Origin of the sequence: Treponema primitia (assembly GCF_046533075.1) — a bacterium.
In the GTDB taxonomy this organism is placed as follows: domain Bacteria; phylum Spirochaetota; class Spirochaetia; order Treponematales; family Breznakiellaceae; genus Termitinema; species Termitinema primitia_B.
The window spans coordinates 101,044-120,375 of record NZ_JAJQRB010000046.1 but is presented as its reverse complement, the minus strand read 5'-3'; the positions used below and the strand labels follow the sequence as shown (position 1 = coordinate 120,375).

Sequence of the window (19,332 nt, the reverse complement as noted above, 5' to 3'; positions counted from 1 at the left end):
CATACTTGCTCCTTCTAAGTAGTATAGCCGTTTACACTAATTTTGTTACAAGTCCTTGAATTTTGTTTTCATCATGGTAACATTTTGTATTCATTATAACATACTACTGGAAACTTTCAAATCATTTTTGGCAAAAACGGTATACTTCATTATTACGTTCTTTCTTCCGTCATTCGTTCCATAGTTACTCCTGTAAACCGCTCATCATATCAAACACAATCTTTTCGATATCATTACAAAAGACCGTCCATTCGGGTTTCTTTGTCCAGATAATGCTGTCGAATTCATTTTGTGGAATGCCTCGTAAAATATCGCACACCACCGGTATTTCAATACCCATTTCCTTCTCCCGAGCGTCTCGTATTGCCGCAGTCCAATCAACCGTTTCATGCAGGGCGATCTCACGGATATCCGCCACATCCTTCCCGGTATAACGAAAGAGGGCGGTCAATTTGTTTGAAAGCATATTACGGATTGAATCGGTCCGGTCAAACAGGGCGGTTTTTGTCACGTCCCCAAAGCGGGGTGCTACGTCATTCACAAAATCCAGTTTCAAAATTGCATCCGATTTATTCCACCGTACTTTGAAGGAAGTAAAATTATTTGCGCTGATAAAATCAGAATCGGCGTTCCAGAAAAACCCGTCCTGCTGCAGTTTATCGAAAATTAAATCCAACTGCGCTGCGTATTCTGCATCGGCGTTTACAAAAAAATCGAGGTCATCAGAATAGCGATGGTGATAATAGGCCCTGCTAAGCGCGGTACCACCGGTGAGAAAAAACCGTGTCCCGCAGCGGCTTATAGTGCTCATCACCCCATCTTGCAGGGGATACAGGTTCTCTTCGTAAAATTGCGATGGCGAAATCATAACGTTCCTTTAAGCTTTTTGGAAAAATACGTTTAGCCGTTTCCTGGGTATAAAGTTCCTTAACCTTATCCACCCCCCAAAGCGCTATGACCCTGTGCCAGGGAACGCGTTCAAGGCAGCGCAGAAATATGCGGCTCTGGTCAAAGCCGGCGGCGCTTTCGAGCTTGCCCTCTACCACCTCCAGCATATCCTCCGCTGATACGTTGTAATCCCAGTTGAGAGATCGCATCATTTCTATCTTTTCTTCATAGCTTAGGGTCATCGTTACTATTATCGTATGGGTTTACCGGCATGTCAACGGGCCTTGCATGCCAGGCACCTTTTTCTCGGCTAGACGCTGGGGCATAATGCCCTGTTTTAAAAGATTCGGCCCCACCTCAAAATTGCCGTTGGTGATCAGCTTGTCCAGGCGTTTATTCACGGTGTGAGTGTCTTTGGAATTCCCTGCTGAAGGAGACCCTTCCCCGCGCAAGCAGATTCTTGGGCTCCGCAAGCAGACTCTACAAGTTAGCGAACACCGGGGATGCCCCGCCCCGCTCCGTATATGCCGAGAAAGCCCGCCCATTGTGCATGGGGATATGCCATCAGAGTATCTTTCCCGTTTCCCGGGTGTTAAAGCCTCCGATGTTTTCCAGATCCAGCCGGTATCCCTTTGAGGTAACGATATCCAGAATTTTCCGGTAGGGCTGTTTTGCGGCATCAGCCTTGCGGATAATGAGATCGTAGCACTCGGTTTGCAGGGGAATAAATTTAATGTCCCGAACGTTTTTGCAGCCCGTTGATATGACCGGGAAGCCCATCCCCGAAGCGCTGGTTAAGGAACGGGGGATAGCTTTGGATGCGATCACCGATTTAACCCACATGTTTTTTGCGGACAAGCGGGTGGCTATTTACGGTAACCCGGATTTAGCCATAGGGCTTGGAGATCGTTACCAATGCAGATCTCTGGGATCTGGAGGACCGGCTTAAAAATCAGGACCTGAAACTGGATCTTATCCTGGGTCATTCCAAGGGAAGATTTATCTCCATTGATTACGGGGTTCCCATGGTCCGGGTTGGCTTTCCGGTCTATGATCGGGCGGGGATGTACCGCCATCCGGTTATGGGCTATCATGGGGCCATGCACCTGGAGGCCTGGAGTACAAAAAAACAAGGAATGGGTGCTTAATGTTTGGTAAGAGGAGGAAATAAAAAGTGAGGATTCATTACCTGCAGCATGTTCCCTTTGAAAACCCCGGATATATTTTGACATGGGCAAAAAACCACCGCTGGGGGCTGACGAACACCCCCCTCTATGAGTACCCTTCGGGGAATGTTCCTTTTCCCCTGGTTCGTGATTTTGATTGGCTGGTAATCATGGGGGGGCCCATGAATATCTACGAGGATGCGGAATATCCCTGGCTCATCGAAGAAAAAGCATTCATTAAGCATGCGATTGACAGGGGAAAGGTGGTCATCGGCCTCTGTCTGGGGGCGCAGCTCCTTGCCTGTGTTCTGGGGGGAACGGTTACGCAGAATCGTGAAAAAGAAATAGGCTGGTTTCCGGTAACCCTTAGCCCGGAGACCCGGTCGCTGCCGCTCTTTTCCTTTCTGCCGGAAAAACCCCTGGTTTTCCAATGGCATGGGGATACCTTTAGTATGCTGCCCCCGGAAGCGGTTCTTTTAGCCTCAAGCGAAGCCTGTAAGCACCAGGCGTTTATGTACCGGGACCGGGTTTTTGCATTTCAGTTTCATCTGGAAAATACTTTTGAGATCATCTCGGCTCTGGTAGAAAATTGCGGGAATGAACTTATTGATGGGCCCTGGATACAAAGCGCTGAAAACCTACTCGGTCATGCTGAGTATATTACCCAGGATAATTCGTGGATGGACGAGTTTCTTACCCGCCTGGAAAACCAATGGAGGAATAATGGAACAAATACATTATAAACAGCGGATGTGTACGGATAACGAACGAATTGAAAAGTTCCTTACAGAATCCAGGGTGGGTGTTCTTGGTATCAATGTCGGCGAATACCCTTATGCGGTACCCTTGAACTACGTCTGGAAAGACGGGACAGTTTATTTTCACGGTATGGGATCGGGGAAAAGAGAAACATTCCTTAGGGAAAGCCCCAAGGTTTGTTTTACCGTATATCAGGAATATGGCGTGGTAAAGGACGATGTCCCCTGGCATGCGGATACCTCCTATTTCAGCGTCATGCTCTTTGGCGCCGCCCGCAAGCTGACCGATGCGGAAGAATCGGCGGCGGTAATGAAACAATTGGTAGAGAAATTCATGCCAGGGTTTTACGGGGATAAGCTGGCTGCTATTACCAACAGATTTATAGAAAAATACCGTTCCTCCATAGACGGTAATCCCGTGGCGGTGTATGCCATAAAACCTGACAGTATAAGTGCAAAGGAGAACCGATCCACACCGGAAGAGTTATTTAAACGGGGAGAATCGCTGTGAAATCCTGGGCAGTGCAAAATATTTTTTGTGAGTTAAAAGGGGTAACGAGTTCCACTACATGGTTAGTCAAATAGCATTGTGCGGTCAGCAGCTAAAGCAAAACGTTTGGCTGGGTACAGCAAGGGCATTCATTATTATTCTGGAAGAACATGCGGTTTTAAGTCCCATTATCAATTGTTTTCTTGATAGTCAATATTATGCAAAAGGCGATTTAGTCGCCGCTGCCGCATATGTTTGTTTGGAAGCTGCTTCACAAGGACTTGGCAGTTGTATTATTGGCCTTTATGATCGTAAAAAGATTTGCGAATTATTGCATATTCCTGTGGAAAAACAATTCGGGTCTGTAATTGCCTTGGGGTATCCTTCCAATGATATCATTCGCCCTAAAAAGCGCAAGGCCTTTGAAGATATCGTACGATTTGTATGAGTACCACGGCTCCACTGCTTACTTGGGCAGGAATGTTACACTAACACCGGAATAGTCGTTATCGATCTTGAGTTCATCCAATATTTGCGATACCTGTCCCCGGTGATGGGTCCCATGAGCCGTCAGCTGATTGAGTAAAAAGAAGGCGGGTACCGAATCGGGATTGCCCTTGTACCAGTTGATTTTTACGGGGGACTTCAGATCCGCATCGGTTAAGGCTTTGGTAAAGTTGATATAGGCCTTATCAACCGTTTCAATATCGGCCCCCAGTTGTTTCCACTGGGCTTCGGAGAGAGACCCCTTGGGGACAGAAACTGTTTGCAGGGCAGCCAGGGCTTTGAAAGCAGCATCATTATGGGCCACCGCATCTTTAAACATCCCCAGCAAGAAAGTGTTTCCTCCTAAGATATGCGTTACCAGACCCGAAAGGCTCTTATAGTAACTGCCCCGTTCCTGTTCCCGCTCTGCGTTGGAAAGCCCATTCAGGGTGGAAAGGATCACCTTATTCGCTTCTTGATTGTATTGAGCATTAATTACAAACAGTTCTTTCATTGTTTACCTCTTAGCATCAGTATATTGCGATTAGAGCCTTCATACAATAATCCGGTTGGCTTCAAAATTACTATACGTATGTATAGTATTACTGGCGCATAATCACGAACCCATGATATCTAATCTTAATATAACCCAAATAAACTCGCTATTCCCGTGATCCTATTTTGACAATTACGGAGTACTACTATAAAATGATAATAACAACAGGATGGAGGAGCAGTGGAAAACAATCTTTTAAACAGGCCCTATCTTTTAACTTTGCTGATGGTCGGGCTTATAGCTATAATTGCGATTTTTTTACCTATCATTCATGGTCTTGTCGAGGGTTCTCCTTCCGGCAATTCATACGTTATTGAAAGGGTCGAAGATACGGGCGGCAGTACGGATCAGTCAAAATAACAATGGGCAGGTTCCTATAACTTTCCCAGCCGCTCCTCTATTTCGGTGAAGCCCGATGTGTTTATCTGATGCCGCAGCCATTCAACCAGATCCGCGCCGGAATCATAGGAAAAGCGTTCCAGGTCCTCTATGGCCGTATCTATACCGTCAATATCCAGGATTTTGCAGGCCGCAAGCAGCGTTGTTAGGGTTTTCTTATCGGGCTCGGGCTTCCGGGGTTTCGGATTTTCCGTTTCCAGGCTCAGCAGCAGGGCGGATAGGTCAACGATTAGTTTTTCTGTTGCCCTTATAAAGGTATCGTTATTCCTCTGTACAAAGTCAAAATCCCCGGCCTTCGATGCATGTTCCAGGGCTTCAGCCTGGGCGCCTGTAGTTTGGGCGCTTATGCCGTAACAGCTGCTCTTTATACCGTGTACCAAAATCGCGTATGCCGGCAGGGTTTCCGGGGTATACACCCGCAGTTGTTCCAGCAGGGGCGGGGTGTTGCTTGTCCAGGATTTAAGGACCTTGATATACGATTCATGGTCGCCGCCGAAACGTTCCAGACCGTTTTGTAAATCCAGACCCTCAATGACGGTGTTCTCCGGAATTAGCGGCCCGTCCTCTGTTTTATGTTCCTCGTCCTGGGGACGCATAACAGGCAATGCCGCTTCGAGATTTTTGTCCCGCACCCAATGATTGATCACCTGATCCAGGCGCATAATATCAATGGGCTTGGAAAGGAAGGCTTGGAATCCGTGGGCCAAAAACATTTCCTCATTCCCGGTGATGGCGTTCGCGGTAAGAGCGATGATGGGAATATTTTTTGCGTACCCGGTACCGATTTCCTCGCGGATGATACGCACCACCTCAATACCGTCCATTCCGGGCATCATGTGATCCATGAAGACGGCGTTGTATTTAGTTTCTTCCTGGCGGATAAGATCAATGGCATCGGGACCGTTGGTGACACAGTCTATTTGCATACCATAGGGTTTCATCATTCCCTTGGCTACATCCAGGTTTGTCTGAACATCATCTACCACCAGTACCTTTGCATAGGGTAACTGAATCCGTATAATCTGGGAATTTTGCCTGCGCCGGTCATCAATAAACCTAAAACCCTTAAGTCGTTCGGCAAGTTCCTTTCCAATGGGGTTGTCTTCTATAAAATCCTGGCGCAGACGTACCGTGAAAGTACTCCCCTTTCCATACTCGCTTTCCACTGAAATTGTTCCGTCCATCATCGTCACAATTTTTTTAGTGATTGAAAGGCCAAGGCCGGTTCCCTCAATAAAACGGTTGCTTTTGGTATCCACCTGATTGTAATCGGAGTAGAGTTTTTCTATATCCTCCGGCTTTATACCAATACCGGTGTCGGAAACCCTGGAGATAATCCATACACTGTCGCCGTCTTTTTCAGACGAAAGGTGCCAGTCAACCCGGCCTTCCCTGGTGTATTTAAAGGCATTACTCAGCAGGTTGTTAAAGATCTGCTTGATCCGCAGTTCATCTCCAAAAAGTTTTTGGGGAATATTTTCATCAAGGTGTAGTTCAAAGATGATGGGCTTATCGGCGATACGCAGAATATTGAGGGTGACCGTATCATTGATAAGGCTGGGGGTGTCGTACACCGTGGGAATTATTTCAAACTTTCCCGATTCTATTTTAGAGATATCCAGTACGTCATTGACTGTTCCCAGAAGGGTCATCCCGGCATTGTGGATCTTCTCCAGATTTTTTAAATTTTCACCGCTTATTTCCTCTGACTCAAGGATCATTTCACTGAAACCTATTATGGCATTCAGGGGGGTCCGCATCTCATGGCTGGTATTGGCAAGGAAACGGCTCTTTGCTTCGTTACTGGAAAGCGCCGCTTCCCTGGCCTGCACCAGATCTACCGTCATCTGGTTTCGTAGTATGGCATCGGCAATGAGAAGGCCCCCGGAGCGGAGAAGGTTTTCCTCGTCGATGGAGAATACCCGCTCTTTATGGCAGTCGTCATAGACCACGAAACCCCAAAAATGCTCACGAAAATAAATGGGGATGACCAGGATTGAAATGATCCCCTGAGGGGAAAGCTGGCCCCGTTCTGCATCAGAAAAGGTACGCACTATGCCGTTGATGCACTGCCCTGTGGAAAGCTTCTCTTCCCAGCCGGGGATATTTTCACTATAGGGGATATTTTTTGTAATTGCCTTACCCTGCTGCGGCTCCGCCCCCTCGGACCATTCGTAGAGCTGAGAACAGTATAACTTTCCGTTGACCGTAGAATTTTCCCAGATACGCATACGATCAACCCCCACACAATGGGAAAACATATCCATACAAGTGTGAAGGGCATCTACGAAACGATCCACATCGGACTGCAAGAGTACTGCCGCAGCATCGTTGGTGGTATGGAGAACCCTGGTCTGATATTCAAGGGTTTTAAGCATATTGTTGGCGGCAGCGTAGGGCTTTTCAATGGTACCGGAAGCGAAGCAGGCAGCTATAATACTTAGCAGGACGCTTATTACTCCCGTCATGATCATCCCGTTTGCCACATTGGTTAAGGCGCTTTCCCTGATGGGGGCAATTACCCCCAGGGTCCAGCCCGATACGGATCCCGATATCGGCCGGTACGCGCAGAGCCGTTCAACCCCATCCATGAAAAATCTACGTACCCCTGTTTCCCCACGGATCATCAGGCTGACCATTTTTGCAATTTCCGTATAAGCGCTGTCGGTTTTTGCAAGCTCAATGAAGTTCCGGCGTTCCTGCACCCATTCGGCTCGTCTGTTGGCAAGAATATAACCTTCATGGTCATCAATAAAAATATGACCGGTTTGCCAGATGGTAAACTCTGAAAGGAGATCGTTAAAAAACATTCCCGGTACGGTGGCGGCAAGTACCCGATCTCTGCCAATGGGTGCATAGACATGGAAAAACAGGTTTCCCTGGGAATCGTAACGTGTGGTGCTGACGGAACTTATTCCGTTAAAGGTCCGCCGTATATATTCATCGTTTATAAGCTCCACCGGGGCAGGGTCCGGACCGTAGGCTGCGATGATCCCTTCCCGGTTGAAAATAGTCAGTGAAGTGAATTCTCTTTGGGTATTGGCTTGTTCCTGCAGAATCTCTTCTAACTGGTCTTCCGGCGCATCAACCAAATATATGGTTACCCGTTCGGCATTGGATTTAAGGAGGTACAGTTCGGTGGAAACCAGACGATCCGCAATTTCAGCAATTTTCGTCATATCAGTTTCAATAGAGCTGTTGAGATGGGACAAAATAGAGATCATACCGGAACTGGTACCAAAAGCTACGATTACAAGTGAGATACTGATGATGATACTTATAACCTTCAAACGGATCGACATAGGGGTACCCCTTTTTTAATATTATCGCACAATCGCTTCTGTCGCTGCCATTCCCTCATTGGTGTAGACCCGGTTGTGGTTAAATGGATCCAGGATACGTTGGCCGCGGTGAAAAAATACGTAATGGTAGGTTCCCGGAGGAAGGGGGAGGGTAAGGGAATAGTAGCCAACCCTTGTTTCCTTTAGTTCATACATAAAGGGGTCCCATCCATTAAATGATCCCGCTACAGTAACGATTTCTCCGGAAGGCGCCTGGAAATTAAAGGTGAGGGTGCCCGGCGGGCCGTCAAAGGCGGTGGGGACCTTCTGAATTTCCGGCATCGCTATCATCGAGCGGACTATTCCGGACTTCTGATCTATCCGGTATTGTGGGTTCAGAGGATCGGTGGTCCACAGGCCATCGATAACCAGACGGTATTCCAGTTCCCGTATCTCCGGTGGTACCGTATAGACATGGAAGAGTATCCCCGAATCCCGGTATTGATCCTCGATATTCTTGCTTTTTGCTTCCTGCGGGGTCAATTCATCCTTGGCCTTCAGCAGTTTTTGGAACCAATAGACCCGGGCAAAGCCCTCGTGGGCAAAGGCGATCCCCACCCGTCGATGGGTGGAGGGGGAGGTAAAAATCACCCCATCATCAAAAATTTCCGGCGCCCCGGGAGCCGGAATGGTCAGGAGATGGTTGATAAATTGGTAAGATTCTGTATCAATAGCTTCTATATTGCCGATAATCACAACAAGGAGCATCAGAATTATATTCTTTCTCATACCTTATTTACAATTATCGGCTGATGTTTCAATATCTTAATAAGAGGGGAACCACGGGCCTATGGTCCAGTGATTGTGCATGCCGTCATTAGAGCAACTTAGAAACTTTAAAGCCTCTTTTGGCAATATCGCCGATGAAGCCATGGTTCTATCCCAGCTGGAACTTCCCCTGGATGATCTGCCCCTCCCAAACTCCGAACCGGTTGCACCTCCACCGCCGCCTCTCAGGGCGCCCTCGTCTCCTGTAGAGCCGGACGAGGAAACGGCCTTCGATGCGGTTCCCGGCCTTGATTTGGATACCAATGATGACCTTACCGGTATGGATGAACTTTTCGCCGAACCGGAAACCAATACCCCCCCTGTTCCCGATCTACCCACTCCTGAACCACCGCCTCCCCGATCTGCCGCTCCTCCTAGGACCCCCGATCCTGCGGCTCCTCCTCCTAGAGCCCCTGCCCCCTCCGCTCCTCCGGCTCCTCCTCCTAGGGCTCCCACTCCTAGGCCCCCTGCTCCTGCGGCTCCTGCTGCTGCAGCGCCCTTTGAGGTACCGGGGCTTGGGTTTAATTTTGCTGATCTATTGGGCGGCGGTTCCGCTAATCTCCCCCCCCCTCCGGCCGCCGAAACCGCCATAGAAGAGGCTCTTTCCGCAGTTCTACCCGAAGAAACAGACCCGGAACCCGATGTTTCCGATCTTGGCGCCGAAACCGTTGCCCCCGGGGAAGCGGAAATCGGCTTTGATGAGGAATTTGCCGATCTTGGTGATATCCACGCCGAAACAGCAGAACCGCAGCCTGCGGGGGAATCCGCTCCGGACGATATCGACCTGAATGCCGCTTTTGATGAGACCGAGGATGATGATCCCTTCTCGGACCTTGGCGATACCGATTTGGATTTGTCCGCAATAGACGATCTCGACCTATCCGCCGGTTTTCCCGATTTTGATGACAGCGCGGCTGCTTCCGGCGACACGGATATTACGGATACCGATTTAGATATACCCGCTGCGGATGATCTCGACCTGTCCGCCGGTTTCCCCGACTTTGACGATAGTGCGGCAGTTTCCGGTGAAGATGCCGGTACCGGTGAAGCCGGCGACGCCCCCTTCCCGGACCTTGGTGATACCGATTTGGATTTACCTGGCGCGGATGATCTCGACCTATCCGCCGGATTTCCCGACTTTGACGACAGTGCGGCAGTTTCCGGCGAAGATGCCGGTACCGGTGAAGCCGGCGACGCCCCCTTCCCGGACCTTGGTGATACCGATTTGGATTTGCCTGGCGCGGATGATCTCGACCTATCCGCCGGATTCCCTGATTTTGATGATAGTGCGGCTGTTTCCGGTGAAGATACCGGTGAAGCCGGCGATGCATCCTTCCCGGACCTTGGCGATACCGGTTTGGATATGCCCGGCGGCGATGATCTCGACTTGGATGCCGGTTTCCCCGACTTTGGCGACGATGCAGCCGCTTCCGGCGAAGAGACCGGAGAGGAAGTCGCCGCAGCGGACGTACCCGGCACAGACGAATTAGCTCCGGACGCCGATTTCCCCGGCTTTGAATCCTCAATCGAACCGCAAGTCGCTTCCGGCGAGGCCGGTGACGAGGTTGGGGATGATCCCGGCGCCATGAATGGTTTATTGGATGGGTTTGCCAACGATATTGAGGCAGGACTGGCCGAGGAGCCCACTACCGAAGCGGACTTTGGGGATGCTTTCCCCGACATGGTGGATATGAACCCGGAAGAAGGCGGGGAAGCCGAAGGGGAGTTCTCGGTTCCGGATGTTGGCCTTGATTTGTCGCCTGAGGGTGATGCCGGCATCGATCCCTTTGAAGGGTTCAGCCCCGATGGCGGGGAGGCCGGTCTTAGCAGCGATGAGGGAAAAGATACCGGACCGGGCAGTTCCGACATGGATTTTACCCTGCCCGGTATTGATGATCTATTTGGCGGTAATGCTCCTAAAATTGCCGGCATGGAAACAGGCGCCTCCGCTGCTGCCGGCGGATCGATGGCGCCTGAAGAAAATGTGGTTGAAGAGATCCGTTTAAGCGAGGCCGATTTTGACCGGCTTCGGAACACCCTCTCCGGTTATCCTCTGAATTTACGGATCGCCATTGAGGAAATAATCGCCGAACAGGCCATCGCTCCGCATCTCATGTCCTCCCTGATTAAGCTGCTGGTCCGGGGCGGGTCCGCCAAGGAAGCCTCTTCCCTGGCAGGAAAAATTCTGGGTAAACCGGTTCCCATTCCCAAGGGATTTGAGAAAAAAACCGGTGAAGAACTGGAGGCGGAACAGGCCAGCTTCCCCTATATTTTTGTCCATAAGTTTCTGCCGGTACTGCGGCTTTTCCTGGTTATTGCCATGTTGGCAGCTTCCCTGTTTTACCTGGGCTATAAATTTATCTATACCCCGGTACATGCAAATTCGATATACAAGCAGGGGTATGAACTTATCCCCACCGGGAGTTATGCCCAGGCAAACGAGCGGTTCAACCGCGCTTTCCGGCTTCACCGTCAGAAGGACTGGTTCTACAAGTACGCCGAAGCTTTCAGGGATGAGCGGCAGTATATCTACGCGGAGGAAAAGTACGATCAGCTTCTGACCCATTATCCCACGGATAAAAAAGGCGCCCTGGATTATGCCGGTATGGAAACCAATTATCTGCGGAACTACGCCAAGGCGGATCGAATTATCCGTTTAAATGTTCTGGAGTATTCTATTGATGATAGGGAAGGGCTCCTGGCCTTGGGTGATAACAACCTGCTTTGGGGAGAAATCGATCCTTCCCGCTATGAAGAGGCCCGCAACGCCTACGCCAGGCTTTTGGAACGATATGGATGGCAGGATCCAATAGTTGAGCGGATGCTGAGGTATTTCATCCGGGTTGACAACCTGGGGGAGGTTCTCCCGCTGCAGCAATACTTTATGTCCGATCCCAAGAAACGGAAAATTTCCGCGTTTACCCTCGCTGAATTGGGCGGATACCTTTTGGATAAACGGTTTGAGGAAGTCCGGGGCGTTCCGGATGAACATGTCGGTCAGATTGAGGGTATCCGGGACGTACTGATCCAGGCGGTACAGTCCGACCCGCGTTTACCCGAAGCCCATTATCATCTAGCCCGGTACTATGACCATTTCGGCAACAGTCTGGAAGAACGGCAGACCCTGGAAATAGCCGCCCGGGCCTTTGACACCGCCCCGCAGGAATCTACCCAGCGTACCCGGTACCGCCTGAACACCCAGCGGCGTCTGGGGGAGATGCTTATCAGCAGCCGGGAATTTTTCTCCGCCGAAGAACAGCTCATCAAGGGTATTGATATATATGAGGATGCCCTGGACCGGCGTTTCCTTACCCGTTCTCCTGAATTCGGCAGGCTTTACTCGGATCTGGGGGATCTGGAGTACTTTACCAAGTCGGGGAATATGCCCCAGGCCTTGGAGTACTACCTCTTGGCCGAACGGAATGGCTGGGCCCCCCCGGAGATACAGTACCGTATGGGAACTGCCTATTATCAGCAGGGGCAATGGGCGCCGGCCTTAGACCGGTTCTTCGCGGTTTCGTCAACGCAGGTTCCGAACCGCCGGCTTCTCAATGCCCTAGGAAATGTCTCTTATATGCGCGGCGACTATTTCCATGCCCAGGGCTACTATAACCGCCTCCTGGACCTATTGGACACCGAACGCGCCCGCTTCCCCATGCTCATGCCCAACGACCGGCCTGAACACCTGGAACTGGCGGAACGGATGATGGTGGTGCGGAACAACCTGGCAGTAACCCTGGAAGCCCTAACCAAGGCCACGGGCAACCGGAATTACCGCTCCCGCGCCCTAGGCCTCTACACCGAATCCGCCCGCGCCTGGGACTCCCTTACCCGCAACCCCAACACCATGCTCCGCGCCGGCGCCGGGGACCTTTCCACCCCCGGGATGAACCTTGCTTTCCTGAACTCCCGGAACACCCTCTACCCCGAACCGGGTTACGAACCCCAGCTCTACATCCAGATCGACAAGGACATGCTGGAACCCTCCGCCTGGGAGGATCTGGTCCCCCAGGATTTCCGGTTCACCGACGTGATTGAACCCTACCGCCCGCAGTAAAAGGCGTACGCGCGTTGACATACGGGGAACCATGATGATAAAATACGAAAATCGCGGATAGATACCGCTTTTTGGGCGATTAACTCAGTGGGAGAGTGCTACCTTCACACGGTAGAAGTCACTAGTTCAAATCTAGTATCGCCCAGCTATTTTTGGGGAGCAAACAGGCTTTGCTCCCTTTTTCTTTTCTTTACCCTATAAGGAATTAGCGTTTTCTCATTTTTCTCTCTTGACTTTTGTTCAGTTCGATTTTACCTTATTTTGTAGACATATCGTAGAGTATATGTAGACAAAAAGGGGAGAAAAGAGAATGGGAAGCGTACATATCAGGGAAAAGCGGGGAAAACTGTATCTGGATATTTACCAGAATGGGAAAAGAATCTGGCAAGCTCTCCACCTTACTGTTTCTGATGATTCGGCTACAAACAAGGAAACTTGGCGGCTTGCCAAAATCGCCCGTGATATGCGGGAACAACAGCTTTTTTCCGGCGAATGGGGATTGATTGATAGGTTGGGTAGTAAGACGGCCCTATATAGTTATATCGAGAAAATGTCCGAAGGGAGGGATAAGCAAAAGGACCGGGTTTGCAAAGTGTTGCCCTGGCTTAAGAAATATCCTGGAGGACTTGCCATTCAGGTGGGGCAAGTTCAGGCTAAATGGTTTACCAATTTTCAAGACTATTTATTAAAGGATTGTGGACTTTCCGAGCAATCGGCCTTTTCTTATGCCTATGCCGTCAGGATGGCCTTAAAGCAAGCGGTCAGAGAAAACATCCTCCCTAGTGATCCATCGGAGGGAGTAAAATCAATTTCTATACCGGAACCAGATCGGGAATACCTGGAATTGGAGGAAATCCAGCAATTATCAAAAGTTCCTTTAGGGGGAAAGCTGGGCGCCGAGGTAAAGAGGGCTTTTCTTTTTGCTTGCTATTGTGCCTTGCGTGTAAGCGATCTAAAAAGCCTTCAATGGGGGGATATTCAGCATAACACCTCAGGTGTACAAGTGGTTAAGAAACAAGTAAAGACCCGGAAACGGGTTGTGGTTCCTCTTCATGACAGTGCTTGGTCTATTATCAATGATAATGTACCACACAATCCTACCGATCCTGTTTTTCCCCTGCTGGTAAAGAGTAAAACCGATACCAATAAATATCTGATCCAGTGGGTAGAAAAGACAGGTATCCCAAAGCATATCACTTGGCACGCTGCCCGGAGGACTTGTCCTTCTTTGCTTCATGAAATGGGGGTAGACATTTACACCATCCAAAAAATATGCGGCCATGCCCAGGTTAAAACGACCGCTATCTATACCCAGGTTTCGGATAAAAGTCTACGAAAAGCGGTAGATACCTTGCCTAGTATTGAAATTAAATAGTACCTAGTAAGCATATGACACATTAAGAAAAAAAACGTCACTTTTTTTAGTAAAAAGCGGTTTTTCCTTATCTGATCGCCCTCTTTTACGCGTATATAGTGCAGCCCCGGAAGGGGACTTATAGACGAATCACGGAGGGCATTATGGCCGGTACAATTTCTCAAAAACCAATGAACTTATCAGAGGCCGCGGCTTATACAGGGTTATCAAAAACCTATCTGTATAAATTGATACATCTTAAAAAGATACCATGTTATAAACCGACGGGCGGGCGAGTGTTTTTCAAACGGGAAGAATTGGATCAATTCATATTCCGGGGTAAGCAATCTGCGGATTATGAGCTAAATATGTTGGCAGAACAGATTTTGACCGGAGGGGGTTATAGATGAGTAGCTCCCATGAAAATTGAATCCGTTCTTAAAGAGATTAGAGACAATCAAAGGAGGGCCACAATGATACCACATACTCGCCCGGATGGAACAATAGTAAGATTCCCTGCGGCAAAACGGGGAAATGCTACTTATGCGTGGAGAACTGAGCCTCTAATCTCTGCCTATAGGGAAGGTATTTTACATGAGATTTTGGATACATCGTTGATGTTTATTACCTTAACGGTGCCCTATGATAAGACATTTGAGGGTTGCAAAGTTTCGTGGTTAGCGGTTCATAAGGCATTAGGGCCGTTTATAAAAAAGCTTAAAACAATGGGGGCAAAGAAATATATAGCAGTTTTAGAGGCTACTGGTGAGGGCGGTTGTCACGTTCATTTACTGGTTCGTTGGAAAACTATAATTCTGACGGTAACAAAAAAGGAAAGGTATTATCCAGCGGATAGAGAGTTTTCAAGGAAGGTATGGGATTCCTGGGTATTTGAATGGGGTAAAGTTTCTCCGAAAACACTACAAAAAAACGCCGTCCATATTCAGATCTGTCCAAACAATTCTGAAAATCAAAATATAATTGGATATGTAACAAAATGGATTGGAAAGGGGAGCGATATTGAAACAGCCCTATATAATGCGGAACAGGGGATAGCCAATAAAAATGATATTTCACGTTTATTCACAAATTATTGGGCTTTCAAATTGCGGATAAGATTATACCGGATATCCAGGGGGGTAATAAAATGAGTTTATTATATTTAAGAGAGTAATTAGAGAGAGGGTTTCATAACGTAAAGCAATGATGGGTTCTTTTCCTTAAAGAAAATTTTAATTTAAGGGAATGAAGTATGTAACTACTCTAAGATTGATTAGAGAAATATATTTTGAGGGGAATGAAGTATGTTAATAGACTCTAACGATATTGATATGGTCCCATATTTTCAAGAGTTATGGAAAAGGGATAGAGAAAAACGAATTGCGGAAGAAGAAAGAGATAAACAGATAGATAGAAACTATCTTCTACAAACCAAACTCAAGGATTTTGCCAATACTCCCGATGTAAAGAATCCAGAAAGTAGGCAACGATTATTAAACTTTGCCAAGGAATGTGTAAAAGATAATGCCCCGATGCATCAAGGATATTATCTGGAAACTGAATTACACATGAAGCAGTTTATAAAAGAGGTCTTATTGGCATATTATAATAACTCATATCAAAAACTTGTCCATACTTTTGAATTGATGGACAGTAGGGATATAGTAGATCAACATTTATCTAAAAACATGAGTTTGCAATATTTTGTAAAACCGGATTTGTTTTTTATAATAAATAGATATAATAAAAGGCATAAAGCGTTATACCGCATTTCAGATTTTACTATCGAGGCACGATTACATGAATGCAAACGGACATGGTTGCTTTCAGTAGTCCAAAATGTTGGCCCAGATAAGGCGGGCGATCGTGGTTTCTTTGAAACTTTGGTTCCTGTAAAAGAAAAAATAAATGAAGTACTAAAAGCCGTGGATGAGAAGAAAAAGTATCCATGGTAGATCCGTCTGGGGTTTTATAAAATGCTATGTAACTTGTCCATATAACTAATAACATTGTATTATTAGTTATATGGAAAATCAGGTAAATGGAGAGAAAACAGAGATGGATTTCATAGCCCAGCGGATAACCCAGGCCCCAGTTTCTGACGTAGAGGAAATGGCCTTGAGGATTGCCAAGACCGCTCCCGCTTTGGCTGATCTAAACAGGGAACAGCTTGAACTCATCGCCCGTATGGTTATAACTCAAAGATTGACCGGGGAACTAAGCGATATGGCAAATCTTGCCGGGATAGACTATGAAGCGGAAAAAATCATTTTTTTGAATAATGCTGGGAAGAGTAAAAGTAAGCATACCCGTATTGGATATTCCGCAGCTCTTACCAGCCTTGAAACCTGGGCAGGCCGGGCCGGGATTAACCCCCTGGCCTTATCGCCTGCCCAGGCCGATGATTATATTTATAGCCTTAAAGGGGAGGGGCGGGCTTCCTCTTCAATCCGAAGGGATATATCCGCCGCTTCCTCTTTTTATTCATTCCTGGAAAGGCGGCATAAAAACATAAAGAATCCTTTCCGGGGAACCAAAGCCCGCCCGCCAAAGAAGACCATAAAAAAAACAGAAATCCCTACTCCCGAAGAAATGGATATTATCATGACTTCTATCCCTCCCTTAGAAGGGGCTATACTTGCGGTACTCGCAGGACGGGGGCTTCGGATCGGAGCTTTACCCCCTATGGAACTATGGGGAATAAAATATAAAAGTCAGAGTAAGGGAAAAGATATAACCGGGGCATTCCCGTTTGAGGTAATTACAGCGATTAAAACCGCCGAATTAGACCCCCGTCATCCCTTTGCCGATTTTACCGTAAACGCGATAGAACTCAAGATTAAATACCAAATTAAAAAACTCTATGAGGCAAAAAAGATTAACGCTCGCTATTCTTGTCATGACTTTCGCCATTTTTTTGCAGTAACAGAATATCGTAAAAACAAGGACATACACCGCCTAAGCAAGTTATTAGATCATGCTGGTATCGCCGTGACGGAAACGTATCTCCGGGGGTTGGGGGAAGTGGATATCTGATAAGATCGCTATATCGGCCCTGGTTTACTTCGACTTAGGCTTTTCGGGAGGAAGTTTATCATTGATTTCTAATAAGATTTTTAGTTGTTTGATAACCAGCTTCTGTAAATCCGGGTGTAATTGGTTATAGATATCAATAATTTCTGAAAGGGTAGTATCTTGGGAGGTAGTAAACATAGAACCGCTTCCTGTTTCTAACCATTTTTCACTTGCCCCGAAAGAATCGGCTATCAGTTTGATAAGTCTGACATTCAATTTTCGGTGGGATTGCTCAAGGGAACTCATATATCCGGTGGAAACCCGGATTTTTTCAGCGAATTTTTCTTGAGTAAGCCCTAAAGCCAGCCTTAATTCAATAAGTCTGGCCCCTAAATCTTTATTCATTGTCTATAAGAGTAGCAAAAAACGGGGTCATAGGCAAGTTTACCCTTTTGCCCATATTTCTCTTGACAGTCCACCAATGTAAATATATAATTGTAACATTGTAGGATTTTATGAATAATCAGAAGGATATGAAGTTTTTAGGAAAAAGCTTCAATGAGTTGCCACAGGAAGGGAAGCACCACTTAAAGGATTTTTTGGAAGGACTTCTAGCTCTCCAAAAATCACTATTGGGATCAGCTCCGTTGGTAAAAGAACCAGCAAACAAGAGTAAGGTAATGGGTAAAGGCCGCCCATAAGACGGCCTCCAGATATTTAGGAGGGATTATAACATGGGACAGAAGATAAACATTTCTATTGATACTGGACCCGAAAAAAGAATGCATTGGGGGTATTTCTTTATCTGTGGTTGGATTATAGGTCTACTGGTAGCTTGCTGCATTATCCCATTGTTTATCAAAGGCTTGGTTCCCCGGGCGTTTGGGTATTGGTAAAAAATACCTCTAAGAGCCTCATAGTAGTCCGGAATGGAGTTCGTTGAGGGGTTCCCTTACTTTCCCACGGTTAACATAAATCTATGGCGATAGCGGGGATTTTTAGTTTAGAATGTGTTGGAAATTTCAGGAAGAAATTTCAATAGGCGGCTTAAAAAATAAAAGGAGGGTATAAGTTGAAGAGGGTATTGGTTTTGTTAACGTTGGTTCTGGCGTTAGCTGGAATCGTGTCGGCTCAGTCTACTTCTCGGCAGACGGTGGTAATCTCGAAGGATGCCAGTTTACCTGGGTTTAATCCGGTAAACATTTATACAGTTTATAAGTATAACCCGGCAGGAGCAGACTTTCTTTACGAAGGGAAAAGGTACAACTTCAATTGTGTTCCGGCGGCAGTAATCCCATGGGAAAACACCACTGCTATTCTTTTGGAGACTCCGGACCCGTACAGTATTGGAATGGAGTATCATGCCCTACTGGAAGTGGCAAACGATTCTCCCATCTTGAAGGCAATTGGTCCGGTTCTGGAAAACGGGGAAGTAAAGCCGCCGTTAGTAGAATACCGAATTGTGGCTAGAGTAGTCGGCTACGTAAATGAGATGTTATACCTTTCAGAGTTTTAATGTACTTTTTTTCGGACCAGGCGTCTGGTAAATCGATCAACCCCGGCTTAAGCATTTAGGTATTCATTGCTATCCTCTTAAAATGCTCCGGAGGGCCTCATAGTAGCCCGGAATGGAGTTCGTTGAGGGGTTCCCTTACTTTCCCACGGTTAACATAAATCTATGGCGATAGCGGAGATATTTTTACTTGGACGTTAATTGGAGCCTTTGTATACTTAGTAGGAGAGTAGACATGAGGCAGATATTTGAGTTTGAAAGGGAGCTACGTCAGAGTCAGGAGCTTGTTACAAGTAGTGGGCTTGGGCATTTATACCAGTCAGTTGAGGAAGGATTAGTTGGATTTTTTTTCGCTAAAGCGGAGGGGTTGACACCGGAAGAGATCAGGTCCAAAAATGAAACATTGCGGGTACGGTTGCGGCAGCTTGGGTTTATCCCGTTAGAGGGTTATCCGGGCAAGGAAGCAGCCGGGGATGAGGGTGAGTATAAAATCTGGTTGTAGTGGTTTACATGGATGAGATATTCTGTGAACGTATTGTAG

Annotated in this window: 20 protein-coding genes, 1 tRNA gene and 1 pseudogene; 15 read left to right on the top strand and 7 right to left on the bottom strand. The window is 47.4% G+C overall.

Annotated features, from left to right (window positions below):
- Positions 1 to 184 precede the first annotated feature (184 nt).
- From LQZ19_RS09660 to LQZ19_RS09650, 3 genes are all read right to left on the bottom strand, one after another.
- Entirely contained in the window at positions 185 to 811 is a 627-nt protein-coding gene (locus LQZ19_RS09660; RefSeq protein WP_411047459.1) for a nucleotidyl transferase AbiEii/AbiGii toxin family protein, read from the bottom strand.
- Positions 753 to 1,130, bottom strand: a complete 378-nt coding sequence (locus LQZ19_RS09655) for a hypothetical protein (RefSeq protein ID WP_411047458.1) — start codon at positions 1,128 to 1,130, stop codon at positions 753 to 755. Before LQZ19_RS09655 ends, LQZ19_RS09660 begins: the two co-directional genes overlap by 59 nt.
- 322 nt (positions 1,131 to 1,452) lie before the next feature.
- The gene (locus tag LQZ19_RS09650; protein ID WP_411047461.1) at positions 1,453 to 1,716 is read right to left on the bottom strand and encodes a hypothetical protein; all 264 of its coding nucleotides are present in this window, start codon (positions 1,714 to 1,716) and stop codon (positions 1,453 to 1,455) included.
- On the opposite strand from LQZ19_RS09650, the pseudogene LQZ19_RS09645 reads away from it, so the two are divergent.
- From LQZ19_RS09645 to LQZ19_RS09630, 4 genes and pseudogenes are all read left to right on the top strand, one after another.
- A pseudogene (locus tag LQZ19_RS09645) lies at positions 1,622 to 2,036 on the top strand (nitrogenase component 1). The gene LQZ19_RS09650 and the pseudogene LQZ19_RS09645 overlap by 95 nt on opposite strands.
- A 26-nt stretch (positions 2,037 to 2,062) precedes the next feature.
- Positions 2,063 to 2,797: a type 1 glutamine amidotransferase gene (locus LQZ19_RS09640; RefSeq protein ID WP_411047457.1), complete on the top strand. Its 735-nt coding sequence runs from the start codon at positions 2,063 to 2,065 to the stop codon at positions 2,795 to 2,797.
- Positions 2,778 to 3,323: a pyridoxamine 5'-phosphate oxidase family protein gene (locus LQZ19_RS09635; protein ID WP_411047456.1), complete on the top strand. Its 546-nt coding sequence runs from the start codon at positions 2,778 to 2,780 to the stop codon at positions 3,321 to 3,323. The genes LQZ19_RS09640 and LQZ19_RS09635 overlap by 20 nt, the downstream gene beginning before the upstream one ends.
- Positions 3,324 to 3,381: 58 nt before the next feature.
- Positions 3,382 to 3,750: a nitroreductase family protein gene (locus tag LQZ19_RS09630; protein ID WP_411047455.1), complete on the top strand. Its 369-nt coding sequence runs from the start codon at positions 3,382 to 3,384 to the stop codon at positions 3,748 to 3,750.
- Positions 3,751 to 3,768: 18 nt separating this feature from the next.
- On the opposite strand, the gene LQZ19_RS09625 is transcribed toward LQZ19_RS09630, so the two are convergent.
- Positions 3,769 to 4,302, bottom strand: coding sequence for a DinB family protein (locus LQZ19_RS09625; RefSeq protein WP_411047454.1), 534 nt, complete (start codon positions 4,300 to 4,302; stop codon positions 3,769 to 3,771).
- 222 nt (positions 4,303 to 4,524) lie between these two features.
- Between LQZ19_RS09625 and LQZ19_RS09620 the strand changes: the two genes are divergently transcribed.
- Positions 4,525 to 4,704 carry a hypothetical protein gene (locus tag LQZ19_RS09620; RefSeq protein WP_411047453.1) on the top strand — a complete coding sequence of 60 codons (180 nt, stop codon included), beginning with the start codon at positions 4,525 to 4,527 and terminating at the stop codon, positions 4,702 to 4,704.
- A 14-nt stretch (positions 4,705 to 4,718) separates the two neighbouring features.
- Here LQZ19_RS09620 and LQZ19_RS09615 read toward each other — a convergent pair whose 3' ends face one another.
- Positions 4,719 to 8,045, bottom strand: a complete 3,327-nt coding sequence (locus LQZ19_RS09615) for an ATP-binding protein (RefSeq protein WP_411047452.1) — start codon at positions 8,043 to 8,045, stop codon at positions 4,719 to 4,721.
- 21 nt (positions 8,046 to 8,066) lie between these two features.
- Complete coding sequence (locus LQZ19_RS09610; RefSeq protein WP_411047451.1) at positions 8,067 to 8,813, bottom strand: early set domain-containing protein; 747 nt, start codon at positions 8,811 to 8,813, stop codon at positions 8,067 to 8,069.
- A gap of 79 nt (positions 8,814 to 8,892) precedes the next feature.
- On the opposite strand from LQZ19_RS09610, the gene flcA reads away from it, so the two are divergent.
- The 7 genes from flcA (at position 8,893) to LQZ19_RS09575 (ending at position 17,299) form a co-directional block, all read left to right on the top strand.
- Positions 8,893 to 12,909 (top strand): periplasmic flagellar collar protein FlcA, encoded by a 4,017-nt coding sequence (gene flcA, locus LQZ19_RS09605; protein WP_411047450.1) that lies wholly within the window; start codon positions 8,893 to 8,895, stop codon positions 12,907 to 12,909.
- A gap of 73 nt (positions 12,910 to 12,982) precedes the next feature.
- Positions 12,983 to 13,054: transfer RNA gene (locus LQZ19_RS09600), tRNA-Val, on the top strand.
- 318 nt (positions 13,055 to 13,372) lie between these two features.
- Entirely contained in the window at positions 13,373 to 14,284 is a 912-nt protein-coding gene (locus LQZ19_RS09595; protein ID WP_411047449.1) for a site-specific integrase, read from the top strand.
- Between the two features lie 143 nt (positions 14,285 to 14,427).
- A complete protein-coding gene (locus tag LQZ19_RS09590; RefSeq protein WP_411047448.1) occupies positions 14,428 to 14,673 on the top strand; it encodes a helix-turn-helix transcriptional regulator in 246 nt (81 codons plus the stop codon).
- Positions 14,674 to 14,682: 9 nt separating this feature from the next.
- Positions 14,683 to 15,414: a rolling circle replication-associated protein gene (locus LQZ19_RS09585; RefSeq protein ID WP_411047447.1), complete on the top strand. Its 732-nt coding sequence runs from the start codon at positions 14,683 to 14,685 to the stop codon at positions 15,412 to 15,414.
- Between the two features lie 153 nt (positions 15,415 to 15,567).
- Entirely contained in the window at positions 15,568 to 16,218 is a 651-nt protein-coding gene (locus tag LQZ19_RS09580; protein WP_411047446.1) for a hypothetical protein, read from the top strand.
- A gap of 70 nt (positions 16,219 to 16,288) precedes the next feature.
- Positions 16,289 to 17,299 carry a tyrosine-type recombinase/integrase gene (locus LQZ19_RS09575; RefSeq protein ID WP_411047445.1) on the top strand — a complete coding sequence of 337 codons (1,011 nt, stop codon included), beginning with the start codon at positions 16,289 to 16,291 and terminating at the stop codon, positions 17,297 to 17,299.
- A gap of 24 nt (positions 17,300 to 17,323) precedes the next feature.
- On the opposite strand, the gene LQZ19_RS09570 is transcribed toward LQZ19_RS09575, so the two are convergent.
- Positions 17,324 to 17,683 (bottom strand): helix-turn-helix transcriptional regulator, encoded by a 360-nt coding sequence (locus tag LQZ19_RS09570; RefSeq protein ID WP_411047444.1) that lies wholly within the window; start codon positions 17,681 to 17,683, stop codon positions 17,324 to 17,326.
- Positions 17,684 to 17,793: 110 nt separating this feature from the next.
- Here LQZ19_RS09570 and LQZ19_RS09565 point away from each other — a divergent pair, with 110 nt between their 5' ends.
- The 3 genes from LQZ19_RS09565 to LQZ19_RS09555 all read left to right on the top strand — a co-directional run bounded on the left by LQZ19_RS09565 (position 17,794) and on the right by LQZ19_RS09555 (position 19,293).
- Positions 17,794 to 17,979 (top strand): hypothetical protein, encoded by a 186-nt coding sequence (locus LQZ19_RS09565; protein WP_411047443.1) that lies wholly within the window; start codon positions 17,794 to 17,796, stop codon positions 17,977 to 17,979.
- A 371-nt stretch (positions 17,980 to 18,350) separates the two neighbouring features.
- Positions 18,351 to 18,794, top strand: coding sequence for a hypothetical protein (locus tag LQZ19_RS09560; RefSeq protein ID WP_411047442.1), 444 nt, complete (start codon positions 18,351 to 18,353; stop codon positions 18,792 to 18,794).
- Between the two features lie 232 nt (positions 18,795 to 19,026).
- On the top strand, positions 19,027 to 19,293 hold the full coding sequence (locus LQZ19_RS09555; protein ID WP_411047441.1) for a hypothetical protein: 267 nt from the start codon (positions 19,027 to 19,029) through the stop codon (positions 19,291 to 19,293).
- Positions 19,294 to 19,332: the final 39 nt, after the last annotated feature.

Excerpts from the sequence above, each read along its gene's own strand:
- LQZ19_RS09660 (WP_411047459.1), bottom strand. The coding sequence starts at position 811 with ATGAGCACTATAAGCCGCTGCGGGACACGGTTTTTTCTCACCGGTGGT.
- LQZ19_RS09655 (WP_411047458.1), bottom strand. The coding sequence starts at position 1,130 with ATGACCCTAAGCTATGAAGAAAAGATAGAAATGATGCGATCTCTCAAC.
- LQZ19_RS09635 (WP_411047456.1), top strand. The coding sequence starts at position 2,778 with ATGGAACAAATACATTATAAACAGCGGATGTGTACGGATAACGAACGA.
- LQZ19_RS09630 (WP_411047455.1), top strand. The coding sequence starts at position 3,382 with ATGGTTAGTCAAATAGCATTGTGCGGTCAGCAGCTAAAGCAAAACGTT.
- LQZ19_RS09625 (WP_411047454.1), bottom strand. The coding sequence starts at position 4,302 with ATGAAAGAACTGTTTGTAATTAATGCTCAATACAATCAAGAAGCGAAT.
- LQZ19_RS09615 (WP_411047452.1), bottom strand. The coding sequence starts at position 8,045 with ATGTCGATCCGTTTGAAGGTTATAAGTATCATCATCAGTATCTCACTT.
- LQZ19_RS09610 (WP_411047451.1), bottom strand. The coding sequence starts at position 8,813 with ATGAGAAAGAATATAATTCTGATGCTCCTTGTTGTGATTATCGGCAAT.
- flcA (WP_411047450.1), top strand. The coding sequence starts at position 8,893 with ATGCCGTCATTAGAGCAACTTAGAAACTTTAAAGCCTCTTTTGGCAAT.
- LQZ19_RS09595 (WP_411047449.1), top strand. The coding sequence starts at position 13,373 with ATGCGGGAACAACAGCTTTTTTCCGGCGAATGGGGATTGATTGATAGG.
- LQZ19_RS09590 (WP_411047448.1), top strand. The coding sequence starts at position 14,428 with ATGGCCGGTACAATTTCTCAAAAACCAATGAACTTATCAGAGGCCGCG.
- LQZ19_RS09585 (WP_411047447.1), top strand. The coding sequence starts at position 14,683 with ATGAAAATTGAATCCGTTCTTAAAGAGATTAGAGACAATCAAAGGAGG.
- LQZ19_RS09580 (WP_411047446.1), top strand. The coding sequence starts at position 15,568 with ATGTTAATAGACTCTAACGATATTGATATGGTCCCATATTTTCAAGAG.
- LQZ19_RS09575 (WP_411047445.1), top strand. The coding sequence starts at position 16,289 with ATGGAAAATCAGGTAAATGGAGAGAAAACAGAGATGGATTTCATAGCC.
- LQZ19_RS09570 (WP_411047444.1), bottom strand. The coding sequence starts at position 17,683 with ATGAATAAAGATTTAGGGGCCAGACTTATTGAATTAAGGCTGGCTTTA.
- LQZ19_RS09565 (WP_411047443.1), top strand. The coding sequence starts at position 17,794 with ATGAATAATCAGAAGGATATGAAGTTTTTAGGAAAAAGCTTCAATGAG.
- LQZ19_RS09555 (WP_411047441.1), top strand. The coding sequence starts at position 19,027 with ATGAGGCAGATATTTGAGTTTGAAAGGGAGCTACGTCAGAGTCAGGAG.